Source organism: Pseudomonas sp. S11P7 (assembly GCF_023195435.1).
Classification (GTDB): domain Bacteria; phylum Pseudomonadota; class Gammaproteobacteria; order Pseudomonadales; family Pseudomonadaceae; genus Aquipseudomonas; species Aquipseudomonas fluorescens_G.
This window is the reverse complement of sequence record NZ_JALPKS020000002.1, coordinates 3,150,363-3,171,180: the sequence shown is the minus strand read 5'-3', so window position 1 is coordinate 3,171,180 and position 20,818 is coordinate 3,150,363. Positions and strand designations below refer to the sequence as shown.

The following is a 20,818-nucleotide window of genomic DNA, read 5'->3' as shown; positions in this document are numbered from 1 at the left end:
ACCTGTAGGAGTGAGCCTGCTCGCGATGGCGTCGGTTCAGGCAAATCCTTGGTGGCTGATACACCGCTATCGCGAGCAGGCTCGCTCCTACAGGGGATTTGTGGGTTCCCCGGAATCAGCGGAATTTAATCCGCAATACCGCAGCGCATTCATCGATCGACCGCTTTTGCGTCTCGGCATACAAGCCCAACTCGTCAATGGTCGCGCGTCCGAGCGCTTGTTCGAACGCCTGGCGGTTGGAATGCTCGCCATAGTGCGTCTGCGCGGCATCCCCGAGGTTTGACTGAAAAATCCCCGCCGCACTCACCGGCAGGAAATCTTCGTACACCAGTGGTTCAGCTTTCACATAGTCCTCGCGCAACAAATCCTCCAGCGAAGATTCGCCGAGTCCGCTGGCCGCCCTGCCTTTTTCCGTAGCGAAATAACGAAAATACGCCAGCCCTTGTTCGCGCATGCCCTCGACGCTGTCAGGAAATTCGCCAAAGTGTTGAGTCATCAACGCGTTGTAGCGTGCGGCATTGCTTTCATTGGGGAATTCGCCCAGTTCATCCCGCGCCGCATTCAGCAAGCGGTCATACAGCGCGCGGCCCTTGGGCGTCAGTGCGGCGCCGCGTTGTTCGATTTCGCCGAAGCGCGCGCTGTGACTGCCGCGAGTCTGCTGCTGATCGATGAAGGCGATCGGCTCGTCCAGTGCCTTGAAACTGGTCTGGCGCAGCAGGATCGGACATTGCCGGCGCGGTGGGCCTTCAATCACTGCTTTGGGCGTGATGCCATGCTTGGGCATTTGCTCCTGCACGCTATCGATATCCAGCGTACGCGGGGTCAAGTGGTTGATGTGCGGACCTTTGAAGGCGACCACGTCGGCGATCAAACGGTGCTGCGCGCTCAGCGTCTGGTATTGCGCGGCGGTGACGGTGGCGCTGTGGTGCCAGCGAAAGGTTTCCAGTGCCTGTAGGACGAATGCCTCGGCCTCGCTTTCATTCAGCCCGCCCGCGGTTTCAGCCTGGGCGATCAGGCGCAATGCTTGCGGGGTAAAAATTGAACGCCGAGCCAGCACCGATTCGGCAAAGGCGCGCACGTCGGGATCTTCAATCAGCTCCAGGCGCAGTAGCGAGGTGAACACGCGAAACGGGCTGAGCTGTAAGGCGTCTTCATGCACTGCGCGAAACGCCGTCGAATGCACCGGAACACCCGCCGGCGTCAGGTCGTAATAGCCCACCGGCTGCATGCCCATCACCGCAAACAGGCGGGCGAGGGTGGCCAGTTCGGTGGCGGTGCCGACGCGGATGGCGCCGTGGCGTTCCATGTCCAGTCGTTCGAATTCTCCGGTGCTGTGCAGTTGCCGGGCTATGTCGGGTTGATTAGCCAGCACATCGCGGTTGGTCTGCTCCACCAATTGCATCAGCGCACCGTACAGCGGCACTTCTTCGCGGTACATGTCGGACATCGCTTTGGAGAAGCGTTGGCGGATCAGGTCGGGGCTGACAAACGGCTGCACGGTCATGAAATTCCTGCCAGGTCACGGAATGGATAGCAGAAAAGATCGCAGCCTTCACCTACGCGGGCAAACGAAGAATCCTACGAACTTCATTCTGCCAACGACTGATCCACCAGTTCGATCCAGTGCAACACGCGGGTACGACCGGCGCTGGCCAGATGGCTCTGGCAGCCGACGTTGGAAGTGACGATCAATTGCGGCCGGCCGCTCTCCAGCGCGTTGAGACGGTTGTCGCGCAGTTGCCGGGCCAGCACGGGTTGCGTCAGCGAATAGGTGCCCGCCGAGCCGCAACACAAATGGCCGTCCGGTACGGCGGTGAGATTGAATCCGAGACGGGTCAACACCGACTCCACCGCGCCGCCGAGTTTCAGCGCGTGCTGCAAGGTGCATGGGCAATGCACGGCGATTCGTTGTTCACTGGCGGCGCACACCTGTTCCAGCGGTTCCTGCGCGAGGATCTGCACCAGATCCAGCGTCCGCTCGCTGATCTGCCGCGCCTTGGCCGCATAAGCCGGATCGTCCGCCAGCAAGTGCCCGTAATCCTTGATGAACGCGCCGCAGCCGCTGGCGGTTTGCACGATCGCTTCGGCGCCGTTCTGCAGATGCGGCCACCACGCATCGATATTTTGCCGGGCGCGATCAAGGCCTTTGGCCTGGGCATCGAGGTGATAATCCAGCGCGCCGCAACATCCGGCCTCCGCAACCGGAATAACGCTGATGCCGAGTCGATCCAGCACCCGCGCCGTTGCATCATTGGTGTTCGGCGACAATCCCGGTTGTACGCAACCTTCAAGCAGCAACACGCGGCGCGCATGCCTTGGGGCCGGGCGCAAATTAGTGACTGACACAGGATGCGGCAGTTTGCTTTCCAGCAAGCGCGGCAACAACGGGCGAAACGTCGCGCCTACCCGCAGCAGGCTTTTGAACACGCGTGGATTCGGCGCCAAGGCCCGCAAGCCCTCACGCAACAGCCGCTGAGCCGGCGGGCGCGGCACGGCCTGATCGACCACCGCACGGCCGATGTCGAGCAGGTTGTGATAGTCAACGCCGGACGGGCAGGTGGTTTCGCAATTGCGGCAGGACAGGCAGCGGTCCAGATGCAATTGCGTTTGTGCAGTCGCCGGCGCGCCTTCGAGCACTTGCTTGATCAGATAAATCCGCCCGCGCGGTCCGTCGAGTTCATCGCCGAGCAGTTGATAAGTCGGACAGGTCGCGTTGCAAAAGCCGCAATGTACGCAGGTGCGCAGAATCTTTTCCGCCTCGGCGGCTCGGGGCAGCTGTCGCGCTTTCTCGCTCAGAGTGGTTTGCATGGCTAGAACTCCGCGTACATCCGCCCGGGATTGAACAGCCCTTGCGGATCGAGTTGCGCCTTGAGCTGGCGGTGATAGCGCAACAGCGTCGGCGCCAACGGCTGGAACGGTGTGTCACTGACACCGTGGCTGAAACAGGTGGCATGGCCGCCCAGCGATTGGGCCAAGGTGTGAATTTCCGCGCTGGCAGATTTCAGCCAGCGTTGCGCACCGCCCCAGTCGATCAATTGCTCGCCGGGCAGCTCCAGCGGGCCGAGATTGTTCGGTAGCGACAGACGCCACAACGGCAGGCCCTCATCGAAAAAGGCCAGGCGATGCTCGTTCAGGTCACGCCAGAAAATCGAGTCCAACAGCTCGCCACCGAGGCGTTGATGCGCCGCAGTTACCGAACCCTCGCCACCCTCAAGGCGCAGATACAGACTCTGGCCATCGTGACACGCCGCACTGATCGGCAGCGGTTGCTGACCCCACTCGGCGAGTTTGACCAAGGCACGAGCACAGTCAATATCCAGGCGAATGCTCAGGCATTGACGCGGTTTGGGCAGGACCTTCAGCGAGACTTCGGTGAGCACGCCAAGGCAACCAAAACTGCCGGCCAGCAGCCGTGACAGGTCGTAGCCGGCGACGTTTTTCATCACTTCGCCGCCAAAACGCAAGTGCTGACCGAGGCCGGTGATGACCCGCGTACCGAGTACGAAGTCGCGTACCGAGCCTGACCACGGCCGGCGCGGGCCCGATAAACCTGTGGCGATCATGCCACCGACGGTGGCGCTGTCGGCGAACGATGGTGGTTCGCACGGCAGCATTTGCCCGGCGTTATCCAGCGCCGCCAACAACTCCGATAACGGCGTCCCCGCACGCGCGGTGATCACCAGTTCGGTCGGTTCGTAGCGCACGATGCCGCAGTGGGCACGCGTGTCGAGTATTTCGCCCGCCACCTCGCGGCCGAGAAATGCCTTGCTGTTACCTCCCTGGATTTTCAACGGTGTGCGGTTGGCGCGCGCGGCGTTGACCTGCTCGAGCAGGGCGCTGGCGCCGTCGAAATCGGCCATCAGAAACGCTCCAGCTCGGGGAAGGGCAGTTGCCCGGCGTGAATGTGCATGGCGCCAAATTCGGCGCAGCGGTGCAGGGTCGGGATGTTCTTGCCGGGGTTGAGTAGGCCTTTGGGATCGAACGCCGCTTTTACTGCATGGAACAGGCGCAGTTCGTCATTGTTGAATTGCGCACACATCTGATTGATTTTCTCGCGGCCGACACCGTGCTCGCCGGTAATGCTGCCACCGACTTGCACGCACAGTTCAAGGATCTTGCCGCCCAAGGCTTCGGCGCGCTGCAGTTCGCCCGGTTGATTGGCGTCGAACAGGATCAGCGGGTGCATGTTGCCGTCGCCGGCATGGAATACGTTGGCGACACGCAAACCGTACTCTTCGCTGAGTCTGGCGATACCTTGCAGGACACCGGGCAATTCGCGGCGCGGGATGGTGCCGTCCATGCAGTAATAGTCCGGCGACAAACGGCCAATCGCCGGGAAGGCATTCTTGCGACCGGCCCAGAAACGCACGCGCTCGGCTTCGTCTTGCGCCTGACGCACTTCAGTCGCACCCGCGGCAAGCATGACCTCGCGTACACGCTGGCAATCGTCATGCACATCGGCTTCGACGCCATCGAGTTCGCACAGCAGAATGGCCTCGGCATCGACCGGGTAACCGGCGTGGATGAAGTCTTCGGCGGCGCGGAGGGCCAGGTTGTCCATCATTTCCAGGCCACCGGGAATGATTCCGGCAGCGATGATTTCGGCCACCGCGCGGCCGGCCTTTTCCACCGAATCGAAACTCGCCAGCAGGACTTTCGCCACTTGCGGTCTGGGCAGCAACTTGACCGTGACTTCGGTGATGATCCCCAGCAGGCCTTCGGAGCCGGTGAACAGCGCGAGCAAATCGAAACCTGCCGAATCCAGGGCCTCGGAGCCCAGGGTCAGGCGTTCGCCTTCGATGGTCAGCACTTCGATTTTCAGCAAGTTGTGCACGGTCAGGCCGTACTTGAGGCAATGCACGCCCCCGGCGTTTTCGGCGACATTGCCGCCAATCGAACAGGCGATTTGCGAGGACGGATCCGGCGCGTAGTACAGGCCAAACGGCGCCGCCGCCTGAGAGATCGCCAGGTTGCGTACCCCCGGCTGAACCCGCGCGGTGCGGGCGGCGGGGTCGATCTGCAGAATATTGTTGAACCGCGCCATCACCAGCAGCACGCCCTGTTCCAGCGGCAAGGCGCCGCCGGACAAACCGGTGCCGGCACCACGCGCGACCACCGGGACGTTCTGTGCGTGGCAAAGTTTCAGCAGGCTCTGCACCTGATCGAGACGCCGGGGCAGGGCGACCAGCATTGGCGTGGTGCGGTAGGCGGAGAGGCCGTCGCATTCGTAAGGTTTCAGTTCCTCCTCGCGCCACAGCAGGTCGAGATCAGGCACGGCCCGTTGCAGTGCCTTGAGCAGTTCGGCCTTGTTCACCTGCGGCAGCGGGCCGTCGAGGCGCTCGTCGTAGAGAATGTTCATCTCAGCTCCAGGCCCCGCCGCTGATCGTTCCCACGCTCCCGCGTGGGAATGCCTCTGGGGACGCTCTGCGTCCAGTGACGCGGAGCGTCACGGGCTGCATTCCCACGCAGAGCGTGGGAACGATCAGGACCAGGACAATCAGGGGAAGTTGTCATCGCTGGCTTTCGAGAAACGTCTGATACAGGCGTGCGCTGTTCGTCGGCTGCTCGACCATCGGCATGTGCCCGACGTGGTCCCAGACGTCCACGCGCAAATTGGCGATGCCCTTGCTCCAGACCGGCACGCTGCTCACGTCGATCAGGCGATCCTTGCGCCCCCACAGCAACAACGCCGGGCAGCGGATTTCGGCCAACTTCGGCTCCATCGGCGGGCTGGCGCGGAAGTCGCGGAAAATTTCTTCCAGTTCATCGCGTTGCTGCACGTAGCGCTGGGCGATGGCGTCGAGCACCACTTTCGGCACCCAGGGCGGTGAGGCCATGGTCATTGCATACAGATAGCGAAACTCTTCGCGCGAATTGACCAGAAACGGATTGTGCCCGCGCGCCAGATGCCGCTCCATGTCGCTGGCCTCGGGCGCGGTGACGCCCGCCGGATCGATCAGCGCCAGCGAGGCGATGCGCTCGGGATAGGTTGCCGTCAGCCACGCCGCAAGGTAGCCGCCCATCGAATTGCCGATCACATGCACTTTTTCCACGCCGCAGACATCGAGCAACTGGATCATGCGCTTGGCCTGCAGCGGAATGTCAAAACCGCCACCGGCCTTGAAGCCGGTTTCACCATGGCCGGGCAAGTCCGGAATGATCACCCGATACTGCCGCACAAAATGCCGGGAGAAGCGCAGCCACAGATTCTTGTCGGCGCTGAAACCGTGCAGCATCAGGATCGCACTGGCCGCTTCATACGGCCCGCCCTGCCAGGTCGACACCGTCATCTCGGCAATCGGCACTTCGATCTTGTGCAACTTGTACAACCTGGCCTCGATGGCCATGCTCAGGTCGTACAGCCAGTGCCCGACCGCCGGATAACTCAACCAGCTCCAGGCCACGAAAACCGCGAGGGCGACAAGCAGCAAAAGCATCGACGTCTTCCTTTTACGTGTTCAGGACAAAATGTGGTCGGCGGGTTTCAGCGCCCGGGTCAAACGGTAATAGCTGAAACTGAAGCCGGGAAACATGGCGATCACATGACCGCTCTGGCTTTGATACCAACTGTGGCAACCACCGGACTTCCACACCGTGCGCTGCATTTCCCGGTGGATCATTGCAGTGTAGGTACGTTCCGCGTCGCGGCGAACTTCGATGCTGCGCAAGCCTTGATCGCGCACGGTGCGGATGCAATCGATGATGTAGTTCATCTGCGACTCGATAATGAACAGCGCCGAGGTGTGGCCAATGCCGGTGTTCGGCCCGGTGACGATAAACAGGTTGGGGAAGTCCGGCAGGCTGGTGCCCAGATAGGCGCGCGGATATTCGGCCCAGACATCGCTGAGCTGCACGGCGTTTTTTCCGCTGACCGGGTAGGAAATCACCCCGTCGGTGGCGTCGTAACCGGTCGACCAGACGATCAGATCAACCTCGATGTGTTGGCCGTCCTGCGTGTTGATCCCGGTTTCGTCGATAGAGGCGATGCCTTGTTCGCGGCTATGCAATGTGACGTTCGGGCGGCTCAATGTCGGGTAGTAAGTGCTTGAGACCAGCACGCGTTTGCAGCCGATGGTGAAGTCCGGGACGAGTTTTTCCCGCAAGATTGGGTCCGGTACCTGACGCTTGAGAAAGCGCAGAGCGTGCTGCTGCACCATATGGATCGCCGGTTTCGAGTATTTGAAAGCGATGACACGGGTTTCGAACTGCCAGTAGATCAGCCAGCGCAGCAGTTTGTAGGCGGGTTTGCGACCCAGCAGCCAGCGTTGTACGGGGCCGAATGGGCGATCGGCGCGCGGCAACACCCAATGTGGTGTGCGCTGGAATACGTGCAAATGTTCGACTTGCGGGGCAATCGTCGGAATCACCTGGACCGCGCTGGCGCCACTGCCAACGATGGCCACGCGTTTACCGCGATAGTCGTAGCTGTGGTCCCAGTTGTTTGTATGAAAAGTCTTGCCTTGAAAGCGATCCCGGCCGGGGAAGTCCGGGATCACCGGTTGGCTTAGCGGTCCGCTGGCGTTGATCAGAAATTGTGCATGGAAGAGGCCTTTGCGGCTGGTATGCACGGCCCAGCGTTTTTCCGACTCGTCCCATTCGACACGTTCGACATTGGCTTCCAGCTCGACGCGGTCGCGCAAACCGAACTGCTCGATGACGTGCTTGGTATAGCGCTGCAGCTCGGCTTGGCCGGCGAACATCTGCGACCAGCGGTAAGGCGCGAACGACAGTGAATACAGCGGCGACGGCACGTCCACTGCGGCGCCGGGGTAGGTGTTCTGGCACCAGGTGCCGCCGAAAAAGCCCCGTCTCTCCAGCAGGCGAAAATCGTCGATCCCGGCCTTGAGCAGGTTGACCGCCGCACACTGGCCGCCGAAACCGCTGCCGATGATCAATACTTGGTAGGTGCGCATGGGCCTCCTTCTTATAGTTGTTTTTCCATTTTGCTCCTTTCATGTATAGCCAAATATTTGTCCTGTGCGCGGTCCTGATATCGCGCTATTCAGCCCGCTGGCCGGTGATGGCTATTTAACGTCGCCCTGATAGACTCCCATCACGTCCGCACAGCGGAGTGCGGGGTCGAGGTCCTTATGGGAAATGCCGGAGGAAAGGGACTTTCATTAGCCAGGAGGCTTTATACGTCGCGAATCCTCGGGCTGTTGCTTGGGCTGCTGTGTGTGTCCGTGGCGATGTATGCGCTGGATCCGCCGCTGTGGGTCTGGGCATTGATGCTGTTCAACGGCCTGGTCTGGCCGCACCTGGCGTTTCAATGGGCACGCCGCTCCAGCGTTCCCTATCACGCTGAACATCGGAATCTGTTGATCGATGCCTTTTTCGGTGGCTTCTGGGTCGCCGCCATGCATTTCAATCCATTGCCCACGGCGGTGACCATTTCAATGATGGCGATGAACAACGTCGCGATCGGCGGTGCACGCTTTCTGATGGCAGGCTCTGCGGCGCAATTGCTAGGGGTGTTCGTCGGCCTGGCGGTGTTTGCCCCGGCATTCGTCCCGCAAACTTCGCCTGCACAGATGTATGCCTGTTTCCCGTTATTGCTGCTATACCCGCTGGCACTGGGCTGGATCTGCTTTCGTCAGGCCTACAACCTTGGCCGACATAAACGTGAACTGCTTGCCCTGAGCCGCACCGACAGTCTCACCGGGCTGCTCAATCATGGCGCCTGGAAGGATCAACTGGAGATTGCGTTTCAACGTTGCAGACGCCAGCAGCAGGGCGCGGCGATTGCGTTGATCGACATCGATCACTTCAAGACGATCAACGACACCTATGGTCATGTCGCGGGCGATATCGTGTTGCGCCAGTTGAGCAAATTGCTCAAGCACAACCTGCGCGCGACGGATGTGGCCGGGCGCTACGGCGGCGATGAATTCTGCGTGATCCTGCCCGAACTGCCACTGTTCAACGCCGCCCAGGCCATGGAGGCGTTGCGCGAGCGTTTCGCGACGCTGGGCTACGAGCAGAATCCGGCGCTTGAAGTCAGTTTGAGCATCGGCCTGGCGGCCTACGATCCAACGCATGCCGACGCCATGCGCTGGCTCAATGAGGCCGATCAGGCGTTGTACGAAGCCAAGGCGAGCGGGCGCAATCGGGTGATCTGCAATTGCGACGAGCAGCCTCGACAGGCGGTGCTCGATTCGGTCTGAATGCGTGCAACAAATCCCTTGTAGGAGGGAGCCTGCTCGCGATGGCGTCGTGTCAGCTGGTATCGATGTCGACTGACACAACGCCATCGCGAGCAGGCTCGCTCCTACAGCGGGGTTGTGGCGTTGGTTAGATCAGTGTCGCATCCGGTGTAGAGCCTCGCGCCGATGTCGGGTACGGTTAAAGGCCCCGTACGCGAAACAAGGACCGCTTCATGACGTTCTCATTTCCTCGCTCCCTGTTGGCCGCCAGCCTCGGCCTGTCTCTGACCCTCGCCGCCACCGGCGCCTTCGCCGAACCGCACAAACAAGTGCTCGCCGATGCCGAGCAGTACCAGCCCGCAGCCCTGAAGCTGCTCGAGCGGCTGGTCAATATCGACTCCGGTTCCGGTTACGAACCTGGCCTCAAGCAAGTCAGCGAGATTGCCATCGACGAGCTGAAAAAGCTCGGCGCGACGATCGAGTTGGTGCCGAATACGCCGGATAAATCCAACCATGTACTGGCCACGCTGAAAGGCACCGGCAAGGCGAAGATCCTGCTGATGGCGCACATGGATACCGTTTTCAAGGAAGGCTCGGCGGCCGAGCGGCCGTTTCACATCAAGGATGGCCGCGCCTACGGGCCGGGGGTGATGGATGACAAGGGCGGTATCGTCGCCGGGATTTATGCCCTGAAGGTGCTGAAGAACCTTGATTTCAAGGACTACGCGCAAATCACCTTTCTGCTCGACGCCAGCGAAGAAACCGGTTCGGACGTCGCCACCGACCTGATCAAGAAAACCGCCAAACAGCACGACGTGACCCTCAACCTCGAGCCGGGCCGCCCGGCCGATGGCCTGGTGGTGTGGCGCAAGGGCAGCGCGACGGCGCTGGTCGAGGTCAAGGGCAAAGCCGCGCACGCCGGTGTCGCGCCAGAACTGGGGCGCAACGCCGCCATGGAAGCAGCGCACCAGATTCTTCAATTGGGCAAGCTCGGCGATGAACAGAAGAAAACCACCATCAACTTCACCGTGCTCAAGGCCGGCGATCGCACCAACGTGATTCCCGATCAAGCCACCGCCAAGGCTGACGTGCGCGCGGCGGTGCCCGAAGAGTTCGACCGGATCGAAAAAGACCTGGCGCGGGTTTCCCAGGACAAGCTGATTGCTGAAACCGAAGTGAAGACCTCCTTGCAACGTGGCTTGCCACCAATGCCGCAGACGCCCGAGTCGGATCGCCTGATGGCCATGGCCCAAGGCATCTACGGCGAGATCGGCCGCAAACTGACAGAAGAGGGCAGTGGGGGCGCGGCGGATGCGAGTTTGTCGGCCGGGGTCGGCACGCCGACGCTGGATGGCTTCGGCATTGTTGGCGGCAATATCCATACGCCGGAGGAATACGCCGAAGTGGCGAGCGTGGCGCCGCGGATTTATCTGTTGTCGCGGATGATCATGGAGTTGGCCAAGCCGCGGTGAAGGGCGATCGTTCCCACGCTCTGCGTGGGAATGCCTCTACGGACGCTCCGCGTTCGGCTTTGGCTGGGACGCAGAGCGTCCCGGGCTGCATTCCTTTGCTGCGCGTGGGAACGATCATTAGTGCAGTGTCACACGTCGGCGCAAATCCAGAACATCCCCCAATCAGTTCCCTCTCCCTCTGGGAGAGGGCCAGGGTGAGGGGCTTTTGTTTCGGGCATCACTCCTTGACGCTCATGTACTCCTTGGCCCAGAGAATGTATTCCTCCGGCTGGGTGTAAGTGTGGGTCAATTCCGTCGCGCTGAGGTCCGCGGCCTGGGTAAAGATCTGCCGCTGTTCGCGCAGGCTGTCGTAGGTCGCTTTGATCGCCGCAAAGTAAGCGCCATGCCCGTCGATAGTGACGCGCACACCCAGCTCGGCCAGGCGTTTGTCGTCGCGCAGCGCCGGGTTGCCGTAGGTCACCAGCATCAGCGGCACGGTCAGGTGTTCGGCGATCTGCTCGAGCTGATCGAAATCCTGTACGCCGACCATGCAGATGCCATCGGCGCCCGCCGCCTGATATTGGCGGGTGCGGCTGATGATTTCCTGGTTCGGCAGGATGCCGGCGTTGGTGCGGGCGATGATGGCCATTTCCGTGTCGACCCGGGCTTCCAGCGCCGCGCGGATCTTGCCGACGCCTTCGGCGACGGTGATCAGGTCGGTGGATTTGCGGCCGAATTGCGCCGGCAGCAGGGTGTCTTCGATGGTCAGGGCGGCGACGCCGGCGCGTTCCAGTTCAACAATGGTCCGCATCACATTGAGGGCGTTGCCGTAGCCGTGGTCGGCATCGGCGATCACTGGCAACTGGGCAACGCGGCCGATTCGGGTGGCTTGTTCGGCGAACTCGCTGAGGGTGATCAGGGCAAAGTCCGGGGCGCCGAGGACCTGCAACGAAGCCACGGAACCGCCGAGAATGCCCACTTCAAAACCGAGATCGGCGGCGATGCGCGCAGACATCGGGTCAAACACCGAGGCCGTGTGGTAGCAGGTGTCGGAGGCCAGCAACTGACGGAAGTTACGGCGCAAGTCTTGATGAGAAAGCCTGGTCATTCGAGTTCCACCAATACAAAGGAATGGAACGGCTTGAACAAATGTGTCAACGCCGAAGAATGAAAAGGCTATCACGCGAATGGGTCAATGATCATGACGAATTTGCGCAGGCAGCATGCTGGGCTGGCTTTTGCTGAAAGGATTTACCCTGACGGTGGCAATGATTAAGCCGCCACCGCCTGTTGCTGTTGATTCGGCAGCGCGACTGCCCGCACTGAATTGCCTGGTTGCAGTTGCAGGCGTTTGGCCGTGAGGCGATCGATCATCAGGCTGCTGCCGACCCGCCGTGCATGGGCCACGGTGATGCGGCAGTTTTCCAGCCGACGATTGTGAATCAGCCATAACGGTGCCTGTTCGTCCGGGCTGCCCAGGCTCAAGGTCAGCTCAACGCTGTCTCGCACAGTGCGGATATTGCGCAGCGGTGCTTCGATGACCGGGCCGCCGTCAAAAATATCGATGTAGCCTTTGTGGGTAAATCCTTCGGCCTGGAGGATTTTCAGCGCCGGCTCGGTGTTCGGGTGCGGCTGACCGATGGCGGCCTGGGCTGCTTCGGTGAGCATGCAGGTGTACAGCGGCTGGCGCGGCATCAGTTCGGCGATAAAAGCCTTGTTGCCCATGCCGGACAAGTGGTCGGCATGGCTGAAATCCATCTGGAAAAAATGCCGACCGAGACTGTCCCAGAACGGCGAACAGCCTTGTTCGTCGGCGCTGCCGCGCAGCTCGGCAATCATTTTTTCGCCGAACAGGTGGGGGAATTCGGCAGCGAACAACAGGCGCCCGAGCGAGAGCAGACGCCCATTGCTGCCCAGACGGTGGTCATGGCTCAGAAACAGCGAACACAGTTCCGACTGGCCAGTCAGTTCGTTGTTGAGGAACAGCGTCGGAATCTGCCGCTGAATGCCCAGATCAGGGGCCGAACTGACCGTTAACCCGACCCGGTAGTTGTACCAGGGCTCACGCAGGCCGACCGCACCGGTCATTGCGCTGACGCCGACCACGCGCATCTCGTCGTCTTCGAGTACAAACAGATAGTCGGCGTCGGCGCGTTCCAGCTGTTCGGCAAACGCCCGTTGCGCCCAGCGCACGCGATGGGCCAAGCGCTCTTCATTGGCCGGCAATGTGGTGAACCCCGGGCCGGCCTGTTGCACCAGGGTCATCAAGGCGGGCAGATCGCTGACTTTCACCGGGCGGACAATCATCGTGTAACTCCTTCTGCGCGCCTGTTCGGGCGTAGTCGTTGGCTGTGGATCCGAGCAGGATTCACAGGGCAATCAGCCGGACCGGGCTGCCATCAGTCACGTTCAACGCCGCGCACAGGGCCGGGCTGAGGGACAGCGGTTGATCGGGGTGGTAATCCAGTTCGGCGACGATGGCGCGAAATCCCTGCAACGCATCGTTGCTCAACAGAAAACGGCCTCGCGCATCGACGTGTGCCTCTTGCCGCACGCGGACGATCTGGCTGTGCGCAATCGATCGAATGTTGGCCGTACGCGCGTAAAGTGTCGGGCCGGCATCGAACAGATCGATGTAGCTGTTGGTCTCGAATCCCTCACGCTCGAGGATGTCGAACGCCTCCTGACCGTCTGGATGGACGCGACCGATACATGCCTGCGCTGCGGGCGGCAGCATTGGCACGTAGATCGGGTATTGCGGCATCAGTTCGGCGAGAAACCGCCGGCTCTGCAGGCCACACAAACGTTCGGCTTCGGCGTAGGGCAGGTCGAAGAAATGCTTGCCCAGCGCATCCCAGAACGGCGAATGCCCGTCCGCATCGCTGTAACCGACGATTTCGGTGATCACCGCTTCGGCAAAGCGCGGCGCGTGGGCAGCGATGAACAGCAGTCGTGCCCGTGACAGCAACTCGGAAAAGGGCGTGCGCACCAGCGCCGCGTCGATGTGGAAGCCGCGCAGCAGGGTGTGATCGTTGAGGTCGTGGCACAGCGACAGCGCCGGCACGCCGTGTTCGATGTTCAGCTCCCGCGATGCGCTGGTGAAATGGCGGTTGCGCAGGCTGTAGAACGGCTCGTCGTAGCCAGCGGTGGCGAGGATTTCCGAGCAGCCGCGCAAGCGCTGGCTGTCGAGGTCTTCGAGCACGAAGCAATAGCTCTCCGGGCCATGCGCCGCCGCAGCGCTGGCAAACGAGGCGATGGACGCGGCGATTTTCTCGCGCAGGCGTTCGCTGTCGTCCGGCAAGGAGGTCACGCCCAGCAGGCTGTCGCGGGCCAATTGTTGGAGCTGGGGCAGGTCAGTCTGCTCGACCGGGCGTAAGACCAGCATGGATGTACTCCTGTATCAAAAGGTTCGGCGATGGCGCCGAACCTGACTATCACTGTCGGTTTCCACGCAATAAATCGGCAGTCGCCTGATTCGTTGTCAGACGCTGCTCTTTTTCTTGTCAGCCGTTGCTCGGATCCGGCAGCGCGGTGCTGGCCCCGAATTTGTTGAGGAAGAACAGGTACACCAGACCCAGGGCAATCCAGATCAGGCCGAGTTTCTGTGCATCGACGCCCATGTTGTACATGATGGCCGCGACGATGATGAAGCCGACCACCGGGCAGAGCAGATGACGCACGATCTGCCCCGACTTCTGCCGACGCCAGTAGTAGTTGATCACCGTCAGGTGCAGCAGCATGAAACCGCTCAGTGCGCCGAAGTTGACCAGCGAGGTCAGGGTGTCGACCGAATTGATGAACAGGTAGCAGATCACCAGCGACAGCACGGCCACCAGATAAATGCTCAGGTACGGCGTGTTGTGTTTCGGGTGCACCTTGGCCAGCACTTTCGGCAATTTGCCGTCGCGGGCCATGCCGAACAGCAGGCGCGACACCGCGGCTTGCGAGGTGATGGCCACCGCCACACCCCAGGCCAGCGCCGTGGCCACCGCGGTCAGGGTCGCGAGCCAGCTGCCGGCGGCGAGTTCGGCAATTTCATAGAACGCGGTGTCGGCGGATTTGAAACCCATGCCCGCCGCCAGATCGGTAGCGATCCAGGTTTGCGCAACGAAAATCACCCCCATCACCACCAACGTGATCAGCGCTGCTTTGCCGACGCTCTTGCCTGGGTCGCCCTTGATTTCTTCGGCGAGGGTAGAGATGGCGTCAAAACCGAGGAACGACAGTACGGCAATCGACACGGCTTGCATCAGCAGGGCGAAGTTGAAGGTTTCAGGGTGGTACAGCGGGGCCAGTGTCAGCTCGCCGTTGCCGCCGCCGTTGTGCAGGGCATTCCATGCGTAGAACAGGAAAATCCCCAGCACCACGAGTTGCGCGAGCAGGAAGATGATGTTCATGCGCGCGGTGAAGGTGATGCCACGCAGGTTGACGAAGGTCGCGCTGACCAGGAATGCCAGGATGAAGCCGACTTTCGGAATGTCCGGATACAAATGGTTTAACGCCATCGCCGCATAAACATAGAGCAGCGGCGGAATCAGCAGGTAATCGAGCAGCATCAGCCAGCCGGCGATGAAGCCGACGTGTTGATTCAGCCCGCGTTGCGCGTAGGAATACACCGAGCCGGCGATCGGAAAGGCCTTGGCCATGCTGCCGTAGCTCAGCGCGGTGAACAGCATCGCCACCATGCCGATGATGTAAGCCAGCGGCACCATGCCCGGCGCCTCGGCGTTGACGTAGCCATACACACCGAACGGGGCGATGGGGATCATGAAGATCATCCCGTACACCACCAGATCGGTCAGCGTCAGGCTACGTTTGAGCTCTTGCTTGTAGCCGAATTGTTCAATTTCCATGAAGCCTACCTCCTTGTCAGCCAATCGGTTTTTTTGGTTGTTTTCGGTCCGTCGTTTACAGCGTCAGCGGTGTTTCTTTACAGCAATTCTGATTACAGCAAGGGTGCGAGGTAACCGGCCCAGCGCGACACGGCTTCAGGGCTGCGCAGCAAGTCGTTGCGCACCTCGATCAGCACCGAGTCGAGGCCACGCGCATCGCCATGCACCGGCACGGTCATGTCGCCCAGCGGGTCGATGCGGTAGGGCTGATTGCCGGCCACTTTCAGCGGATGCGCTTCGAGCCCGTCGAGCAGTCGTTGGGCATAGGCCTTGGCCTGGCCGAACAGCACGCCGGCTTCCAGCGTTCGCGGCTGGCCGTAATACACCGGGGTAAAACTGTGAATGCCAACCACGCGCACAGGTTGCCCTTGGGCAATGCGCGCGTCGATCAACGTTTGCAAACGCGCGTGGAACGGTTTGAAGAGCATCTGCCGGCGGTATTCGCGAGTGGCTTCGTCGAGTTCGCGGTTGCCTGGCACCTGATAGATCTCGCTTTGCGCCGGAATGCTGTCGGCGGCATGCCGCGGCCGGTTCAGGTCGATCAGCAGCCGCGAATAATTGGCATTCAGCAAGGTGGCGCCCAGTTGCTCGGAAAGCTGTTCGGCCAGTTGCAGAGCGCCGATGTCCCAGGCGATGTGTTCCTGTGCAGCAGCATCGTCCAGGCCCAGGTTGTTCAGGGCGGCAGGGATGTAACGGCTGGCGTGTTCGCACACCAGAATCAACGGGTGTGTCGAGTGCTCGCGGATCAGGTTGTAGGCCGGTCGGGTGTACAACCCCAGCTCGGTGGATTCAGTACAGGCGTGCATAGTGCTCACACAAGTCAGCGGGCGAGAGCTGTTCCGTCAGCGCCAGTTCCTCGGTTTTCAGGGCGTAATACGTATCGAGCAATGGCTTGGGCAGCCATTCGGTGAACGCGGGGCTGTTGCGCAGGCAATCCAGCGCCTGGGCCAGCGAGGCGGGCAGGGCGACGATGCCCCGAGCCTTGCGTTGCTCGTCGTTGAGTGAATCGGGGATTTCATCGGTGATCGCGTTCAGTGCCAGACGCTGTTCGATGCCCAGCCGTCCGGCGATCAGCAGCGCGGCCATGGCCAGATGCGGTGAAGCGGTGGCGTCCATCGCGCGAAATTCAACATTGAACTGCCGGGCGACGGACTTGCCGCCCAGACTCACGGTAGGGCAGATGCGCAGCGCCGCTTCGCGGTTTTGCTGACCCAGACACGCGTAGGACGCGCTCCAGTGATGCGGCTGCAGGCGCTCGTAGGACACCGGCGTCGGCGCGGTAAACGCGCACAGCGCCGGCAGATAATGCAGGATACCCGCCGCCCAGTGCTGACCGAGGCCCGACAGGCCGTTACGGGTGCCAGCGTCGTAAAGCATCGGCTGGCCGTCCAGATCGAGCAGGCTGACATGCAGATGCACGCCGTTGCACACCGCGTCAGCGTTGGTTTTCGGCGCGAAGCTCAAGTCGAGGCCCAGTTGCCGGGCGATCTCGCGGCTGATCTCGCGCACGTTTACCGCGCGATCGGCCGCCGCCACGCCGAGGGTCGGGCGACAGGTGATTTCGTACTGGTGCTTGCCGTATTCGGGCAGAAACATCTCCGGCTCGACCCCGCCGGCGCGCAGGGCGCTGAGCAGCCAGCCGCCGAATTCGGCGCCCTGACGTTGGGCCTGTAGAGAGAAAGCCAGATGCTCGGCGGACCCGGCGTGCAGGTTGAATTCGTGTTCGAACGCCGCGTTGACCTGCAGGCCCAGCTTATCGCGATAGCGCTCGATTTCATCACGCAGCAACGTGCGCGGGCAGGCGCCCCACGGGCGGCCGTCGGTTTCGCGGATATCGCCGTGGATGAAGTCCAGGGCCGGGGCGTTAACGTCTGGGCCATTGCTGACGGTGACGCGGCTGCTCAGATCAGGAATCAGCCGCAAGTCACCGTAGGCGCCCCACGGATTGCTCGAAGCGATGATGTCCTGTGGGGTCAGCGCACTGTTGGCCGGGACCCAGCCGCAGCCGGCAGCCAGGTAATGCTCCAGTTCATCGGTAGGAAACGAGCGGCCGCGGGTAATGCCGATAAGATCGGTGGTGACCACTGTGGTCATCGGCAGCGGCGTCAGGCGCGCGCTCATGCCTGCATCTCCTGCAACCGGCCGAGTACGGTATTGGTGTCGGTGATCCAGCAGTAACCCTTGATCGCATTCAGGCAGGCGTGATGGCGTTCGGCGCTGTAGGTGGCGCAGGCATCTTCTACCAGCGTGACCAGATAACCGCGGTCGGCGGCGTCGCGCACAGCCATGTCGACGCATTGGTCGGTGACGATGCCGGCAATGATCAAGTGGCGGGTTTCGAGGTTGCGCAGGACGTAGTCGATGTTGGTCGAGTTGAACACGCCGGAGGAGGTCTTCGGCAGGACGATTTCGTTTTCGGCCGGGTTCAGTTCAGCAATGATCTGCGCCTGCGCGCTGCCTTTGGGCAGGTGCATGTCTGACAGTTTGTGATCGAGCGAGCGGTCGCGGCCGTCGGCGGTCAGGCTCTCAATGATCGTGTGCAGCACGTTCTGCCGCGCTTCACGGAAGGCTGCGAGCAAGCGTTGCTGGTTGGGCACCACCTGAGTGCGTGCGCGGCTGAGGAAATATTCGGCATCAGGCCCCATCAGGTAAGCGTCGAACTGCGGTTCGAGCCAGGCACGCTGCATGTCCACCAGCAACAGCGCGGTGTGGTCGCTGGCAAACGGCAAGTCCCGCGGCGAGCGGTGGGGAAGGCTGAACATCCTTATTTATCCTCCAGCAAATGGGTGTTGAAGTCGTTGCGCAGGGCGTCGATGCCTTCCAGGCGATCGGCCAGATTGTCGGTGCGCAACGTCAGGCAGGCGATCAGCGCCTCGACCTGCGCCAGCGCCGGGACCATGGTGTCGAACGGCGAGGCCGATTCGACCGGGGCGCTGATGATCAGGTCAGCCAGCTCGCGCAAAGGCGAGGCATATATATCGGTGAAAAGCACCACCCGGGCATTGTTGTTTTTTGCAGCACTGGCGACGCGCAACGCCTGCGTCTGGTAGCGGCGATAGTCGAACAGCAGCACCACGTCCTGGCGTTGCAGATCAAACAGGCGATCAGGCAATTGCGCGTTGTCTTCCAGCGCAAAGCAACCGGGGCGCAACAGGCGCAAGTGATTGAGCAGATAGGTGGCCATCAGGCTGCTGAAGCGTCCGCCGAAGCAATACACTTGATGCCGCGCATCGAGCAGCCAGTCGGTAAGGATGCGCACGTCTTCCGGTTGCGTCAGCGATCGGGTTTCTACCAGCAGGCGCTGGCTGTCGTCCAGGTAGTGGCTCCAGGCATCATCCCTGTGTTGCCGGGCGCGCGGTTGCAACAGCGTGCGCGGCGAGCGCAGGCGGTGGTCCATGTCGCTGAGCAGGGCTTCCTGAAATTCGGCATAACCCCCGAAACCGAGTTTTTTTACCAGCCGCACGATGGTCGGATCGCTGACACCGGCGTGTTCGGCCAGCCGCGCCATCGGCCCCAGGCCATTACGCGGGTACTGATCGAGCAAGGCGCGAACGACTTTGCGCTCCGACGGCGTAAGATCCAGGCCAGGTTCGGTGATCAGGTCTCTGAGAGGGGGCATCCGGGCTCCTGCTGGATGGGGGGTGTCGAATTCGCTTCATAATCCGTTAAAAGAGTATTTATGTAAGTGGCGCTACATGTCTAGCGAATTTTTCGGCGTGTTGAAACGGCACCAAAACAGGGCGAGACGCCCGTGTAACAAGGGCTTCATGAATGTCGACCGGTTTTGTAGTCCATTGCCCATGACAGCGTCAGAAGTTGGCGTATCTGTAGTCATTTCAACGGCGAAAGACGATCGGACAACTGCCCTGCAGCCTGCGGTTTACGGCACAATTGCCGACAATTCAGAGCAGTGACTTTCATTGCAGCAGTGACCCACCGGAGCGCTTCCCCGTGCAGACCACGCGTTTGACATTGATGTGCCATGCACGAACCGTCGCACAGAAACTGGCGCGTTTTCCTACGAACGAGCCTGTTGAAAATACCGGTTGGGCGCCAAATGCCTTGGTCGAACATTTCGCCTCTGTGCAGCGTTTGCTTTGCGCGCCAGAACTGCGCACGCGGCAGACGGCGGCGTGGTTTGGCGCGGATGCGCAAATCGACGAGGCGCTGCGCGACTATGATTGGGGGCGCTGGCAGGGCCTGTCGATCAAGGATCTGCAACGCAGCGAAGCGGCAGCCTTGGGCAGTTGGCTGCAGGACACCGATGCGGCGCCGCATGGCGGAGAATCGGTAGCACAACTCTGTGAGCGGGTAGCGGGGTGGCTGGCCAGTGTGCAAGCGATTCCGGGTCATGTGCTGGCGGTGACTCATCCGTTTGTCATTCGCGCAGCGCTGACTCATGTCATGCGCGGGGCGGCGTTTCATGACATCGATGTCGAGCCGCTGTCGACGGTGGAACTGCGTTTCAGCGGCCGCTGGCGCCTGCTTCTACCCGGCCAGGATATGACTGGAGCTCTGTGATGAAACAACTGCTGGTGATCGGCATTGGTGCCGGAAATCCCGACTACATCACGATGCAGGCGGTCAAAGCGCTGAATCGGGTGGATGTGTTCTTTCTCATGGACAAAGGTCCGCGCAAGGACAAGCTGATCGATTTGCGCCGTGAGATCTGCGCGCAATACATCAGCGACGACCGCGAATATCGTTTTGTCGAGGCCCCCAGCCCGGAACGCGAGCGCGGTGCTGTCGACTACACGGTCAGTGTCGATGAGCTCAATAAGTCCAAACAGCGCACCTTTGAACGGCTGATCAAAGACGAATTGTCCGACGGCCAGTGCGGCGCTTTTCTGGTGTGGGGCGACCCGGCGTTGTACGACAGCACGGTGCGCATTCTTCAGGTGATATTGGCATCGGGTGCGTGCGTCTTCGAGTTTGAGGTGATCCCCGGGATCACCAGCGTTCAGGCACTGGCAGCGCAGCACAAGGTGGCGCTGAACACGATTGGCCGCTCGATCGAAATCACCACGGGACGGCGTTTGGCGGCCGGGCAGGTGAGTGATACGGACAGTCTGGTGGTGATGCTTGATGCCGAGGATGCGTATCAGCGGGTGGCCGATGCGCAGACCGAGATTTTTTGGGGCGCCTATCTGGGCACGCCGGACGAAATCCTGATCAGCGGCCGGCTGGCGGACGTTGCCGACGAGATCGAGCGGGTGCGCAAGGCGGCGCGGGCGGAGCATGGGTGGATCATGGATACGTATTTGTTGCGCAAACCCTAGACTCGCGCAATCTGGACTGGCCCCTTCGCGAGCAGGCTCGCTCCCACATTTTG

At 61.3% G+C, this 20,818-nt stretch carries 18 protein-coding genes; 4 read left to right on the top strand and 14 right to left on the bottom strand.

The window, feature by feature from the left end:
* Window positions 1-115 precede the first annotated feature (115 nt).
* The 6 genes from hglS to M0746_RS14470 form a co-directional block, all read right to left on the bottom strand.
* Complete coding sequence (gene hglS, locus M0746_RS14495; protein ID WP_258449675.1) at window positions 116-1,504, bottom strand: 2-oxoadipate dioxygenase/decarboxylase HglS; 1,389 nt, start codon at window positions 1,502-1,504, stop codon at window positions 116-118.
* A gap of 83 nt (window positions 1,505-1,587) precedes the next feature.
* The gene (gene glcF / locus M0746_RS14490; RefSeq protein ID WP_258449674.1) at window positions 1,588-2,808 is read right to left on the bottom strand and encodes a glycolate oxidase subunit GlcF; all 1,221 of its coding nucleotides are present in this window, start codon (window positions 2,806-2,808) and stop codon (window positions 1,588-1,590) included.
* 2 nt (window positions 2,809-2,810) lie between these two features.
* Window positions 2,811-3,860, bottom strand: coding sequence for a glycolate oxidase subunit GlcE (gene glcE / locus M0746_RS14485; protein WP_258449673.1), 1,050 nt, complete (start codon window positions 3,858-3,860; stop codon window positions 2,811-2,813).
* Window positions 3,860-5,359, bottom strand: a complete 1,500-nt coding sequence (glcD, locus tag M0746_RS14480; RefSeq protein ID WP_258449672.1) for a glycolate oxidase subunit GlcD — start codon at window positions 5,357-5,359, stop codon at window positions 3,860-3,862. Before glcD ends, glcE begins: the two co-directional genes overlap by 1 nt.
* Window positions 5,360-5,510: 151 nt before the next feature.
* Complete coding sequence (locus M0746_RS14475; protein ID WP_258449671.1) at window positions 5,511-6,437, bottom strand: alpha/beta fold hydrolase; 927 nt, start codon at window positions 6,435-6,437, stop codon at window positions 5,511-5,513.
* A 21-nt stretch (window positions 6,438-6,458) separates the two neighbouring features.
* The gene (locus M0746_RS14470) at window positions 6,459-7,913 is read right to left on the bottom strand and encodes a flavin-containing monooxygenase (protein ID WP_258449670.1); all 1,455 of its coding nucleotides are present in this window, start codon (window positions 7,911-7,913) and stop codon (window positions 6,459-6,461) included.
* A gap of 177 nt (window positions 7,914-8,090) precedes the next feature.
* Here M0746_RS14470 and M0746_RS14465 point away from each other — a divergent pair, with 177 nt between their 5' ends.
* Entirely contained in the window at window positions 8,091-9,164 is a 1,074-nt protein-coding gene (locus M0746_RS14465) for a diguanylate cyclase (RefSeq protein WP_258449669.1), read from the top strand.
* A 212-nt stretch (window positions 9,165-9,376) separates the two neighbouring features.
* Complete coding sequence (locus M0746_RS14460) at window positions 9,377-10,615, top strand: M20/M25/M40 family metallo-hydrolase (RefSeq protein WP_258449668.1); 1,239 nt, start codon at window positions 9,377-9,379, stop codon at window positions 10,613-10,615.
* Between the two features lie 217 nt (window positions 10,616-10,832).
* Here the strand turns inward: M0746_RS14460 and M0746_RS14455 are convergent, their stop codons facing one another.
* From M0746_RS14455 to M0746_RS14420, 8 genes are all read right to left on the bottom strand, one after another.
* Window positions 10,833-11,702: an isocitrate lyase/PEP mutase family protein gene (locus M0746_RS14455; RefSeq protein ID WP_024012471.1), complete on the bottom strand. Its 870-nt coding sequence runs from the start codon at window positions 11,700-11,702 to the stop codon at window positions 10,833-10,835.
* Between the two features lie 164 nt (window positions 11,703-11,866).
* Window positions 11,867-12,901 (bottom strand): arginine N-succinyltransferase, encoded by a 1,035-nt coding sequence (gene astA / locus M0746_RS14450; RefSeq protein ID WP_208937905.1) that lies wholly within the window; start codon window positions 12,899-12,901, stop codon window positions 11,867-11,869.
* 61 nt (window positions 12,902-12,962) lie between these two features.
* Window positions 12,963-13,979, bottom strand: coding sequence for an arginine N-succinyltransferase (locus M0746_RS14445; protein ID WP_258449667.1), 1,017 nt, complete (start codon window positions 13,977-13,979; stop codon window positions 12,963-12,965).
* A 118-nt stretch (window positions 13,980-14,097) separates the two neighbouring features.
* Window positions 14,098-15,447, bottom strand: coding sequence for an APC family permease (locus tag M0746_RS14440; RefSeq protein WP_258449666.1), 1,350 nt, complete (start codon window positions 15,445-15,447; stop codon window positions 14,098-14,100).
* Window positions 15,448-15,539: 92 nt separating this feature from the next.
* Window positions 15,540-16,292 (bottom strand): N-formylglutamate amidohydrolase, encoded by a 753-nt coding sequence (locus tag M0746_RS14435; protein ID WP_258449665.1) that lies wholly within the window; start codon window positions 16,290-16,292, stop codon window positions 15,540-15,542.
* Window positions 16,276-17,607, bottom strand: coding sequence for a glutamine synthetase (locus M0746_RS14430; protein ID WP_258449664.1), 1,332 nt, complete (start codon window positions 17,605-17,607; stop codon window positions 16,276-16,278). Before M0746_RS14430 ends, M0746_RS14435 begins: the two co-directional genes overlap by 17 nt.
* Window positions 17,604-18,248 carry an isochorismatase family cysteine hydrolase gene (locus M0746_RS14425; RefSeq protein WP_258449663.1) on the bottom strand — a complete coding sequence of 215 codons (645 nt, stop codon included), beginning with the start codon at window positions 18,246-18,248 and terminating at the stop codon, window positions 17,604-17,606. Before M0746_RS14425 ends, M0746_RS14430 begins: the two co-directional genes overlap by 4 nt.
* 2 nt (window positions 18,249-18,250) lie before the next feature.
* Window positions 18,251-19,105 (bottom strand): MurR/RpiR family transcriptional regulator, encoded by an 855-nt coding sequence (locus M0746_RS14420; RefSeq protein WP_258449662.1) that lies wholly within the window; start codon window positions 19,103-19,105, stop codon window positions 18,251-18,253.
* A gap of 332 nt (window positions 19,106-19,437) precedes the next feature.
* Between M0746_RS14420 and M0746_RS14415 the strand changes: the two genes are divergently transcribed.
* Both M0746_RS14415 and cobF read left to right on the top strand, forming a co-directional pair.
* Window positions 19,438-20,007, top strand: a complete 570-nt coding sequence (locus M0746_RS14415) for a histidine phosphatase family protein (protein WP_258449661.1) — start codon at window positions 19,438-19,440, stop codon at window positions 20,005-20,007.
* Window positions 20,007-20,765: a precorrin-6A synthase (deacetylating) gene (gene cobF, locus M0746_RS14410; RefSeq protein ID WP_258449660.1), complete on the top strand. Its 759-nt coding sequence runs from the start codon at window positions 20,007-20,009 to the stop codon at window positions 20,763-20,765. Before M0746_RS14415 ends, cobF begins: the two co-directional genes overlap by 1 nt.
* The last annotated feature ends 53 nt before the right edge of the window (window positions 20,766-20,818 follow it).

Excerpts from the sequence above, each read along its gene's own strand:
- hglS (WP_258449675.1), bottom strand. The coding sequence starts at position 1,504 with ATGACCGTGCAGCCGTTTGTCAGCCCCGACCTGATCCGCCAACGCTTC.
- glcF (WP_258449674.1), bottom strand. The coding sequence starts at position 2,808 with ATGCAAACCACTCTGAGCGAGAAAGCGCGACAGCTGCCCCGAGCCGCC.
- glcE (WP_258449673.1), bottom strand. The coding sequence starts at position 3,860 with ATGGCCGATTTCGACGGCGCCAGCGCCCTGCTCGAGCAGGTCAACGCC.
- glcD (WP_258449672.1), bottom strand. The coding sequence starts at position 5,359 with ATGAACATTCTCTACGACGAGCGCCTCGACGGCCCGCTGCCGCAGGTG.
- M0746_RS14475 (WP_258449671.1), bottom strand. The coding sequence starts at position 6,437 with ATGCTTTTGCTGCTTGTCGCCCTCGCGGTTTTCGTGGCCTGGAGCTGG.
- M0746_RS14470 (WP_258449670.1), bottom strand. The coding sequence starts at position 7,913 with ATGCGCACCTACCAAGTATTGATCATCGGCAGCGGTTTCGGCGGCCAG.
- M0746_RS14465 (WP_258449669.1), top strand. The coding sequence starts at position 8,091 with ATGGGAAATGCCGGAGGAAAGGGACTTTCATTAGCCAGGAGGCTTTAT.
- M0746_RS14460 (WP_258449668.1), top strand. The coding sequence starts at position 9,377 with ATGACGTTCTCATTTCCTCGCTCCCTGTTGGCCGCCAGCCTCGGCCTG.
- M0746_RS14455 (WP_024012471.1), bottom strand. The coding sequence starts at position 11,702 with ATGACCAGGCTTTCTCATCAAGACTTGCGCCGTAACTTCCGTCAGTTG.
- astA (WP_208937905.1), bottom strand. The coding sequence starts at position 12,901 with ATGATTGTCCGCCCGGTGAAAGTCAGCGATCTGCCCGCCTTGATGACC.
- M0746_RS14445 (WP_258449667.1), bottom strand. The coding sequence starts at position 13,979 with ATGCTGGTCTTACGCCCGGTCGAGCAGACTGACCTGCCCCAGCTCCAA.
- M0746_RS14440 (WP_258449666.1), bottom strand. The coding sequence starts at position 15,447 with ATGGAAATTGAACAATTCGGCTACAAGCAAGAGCTCAAACGTAGCCTG.
- M0746_RS14435 (WP_258449665.1), bottom strand. The coding sequence starts at position 16,292 with ATGCACGCCTGTACTGAATCCACCGAGCTGGGGTTGTACACCCGACCG.
- M0746_RS14430 (WP_258449664.1), bottom strand. The coding sequence starts at position 17,607 with ATGAGCGCGCGCCTGACGCCGCTGCCGATGACCACAGTGGTCACCACC.
- M0746_RS14425 (WP_258449663.1), bottom strand. The coding sequence starts at position 18,248 with ATGTTCAGCCTTCCCCACCGCTCGCCGCGGGACTTGCCGTTTGCCAGC.
- M0746_RS14420 (WP_258449662.1), bottom strand. The coding sequence starts at position 19,105 with ATGCCCCCTCTCAGAGACCTGATCACCGAACCTGGCCTGGATCTTACG.
- cobF (WP_258449660.1), top strand. The coding sequence starts at position 20,007 with ATGAAACAACTGCTGGTGATCGGCATTGGTGCCGGAAATCCCGACTAC.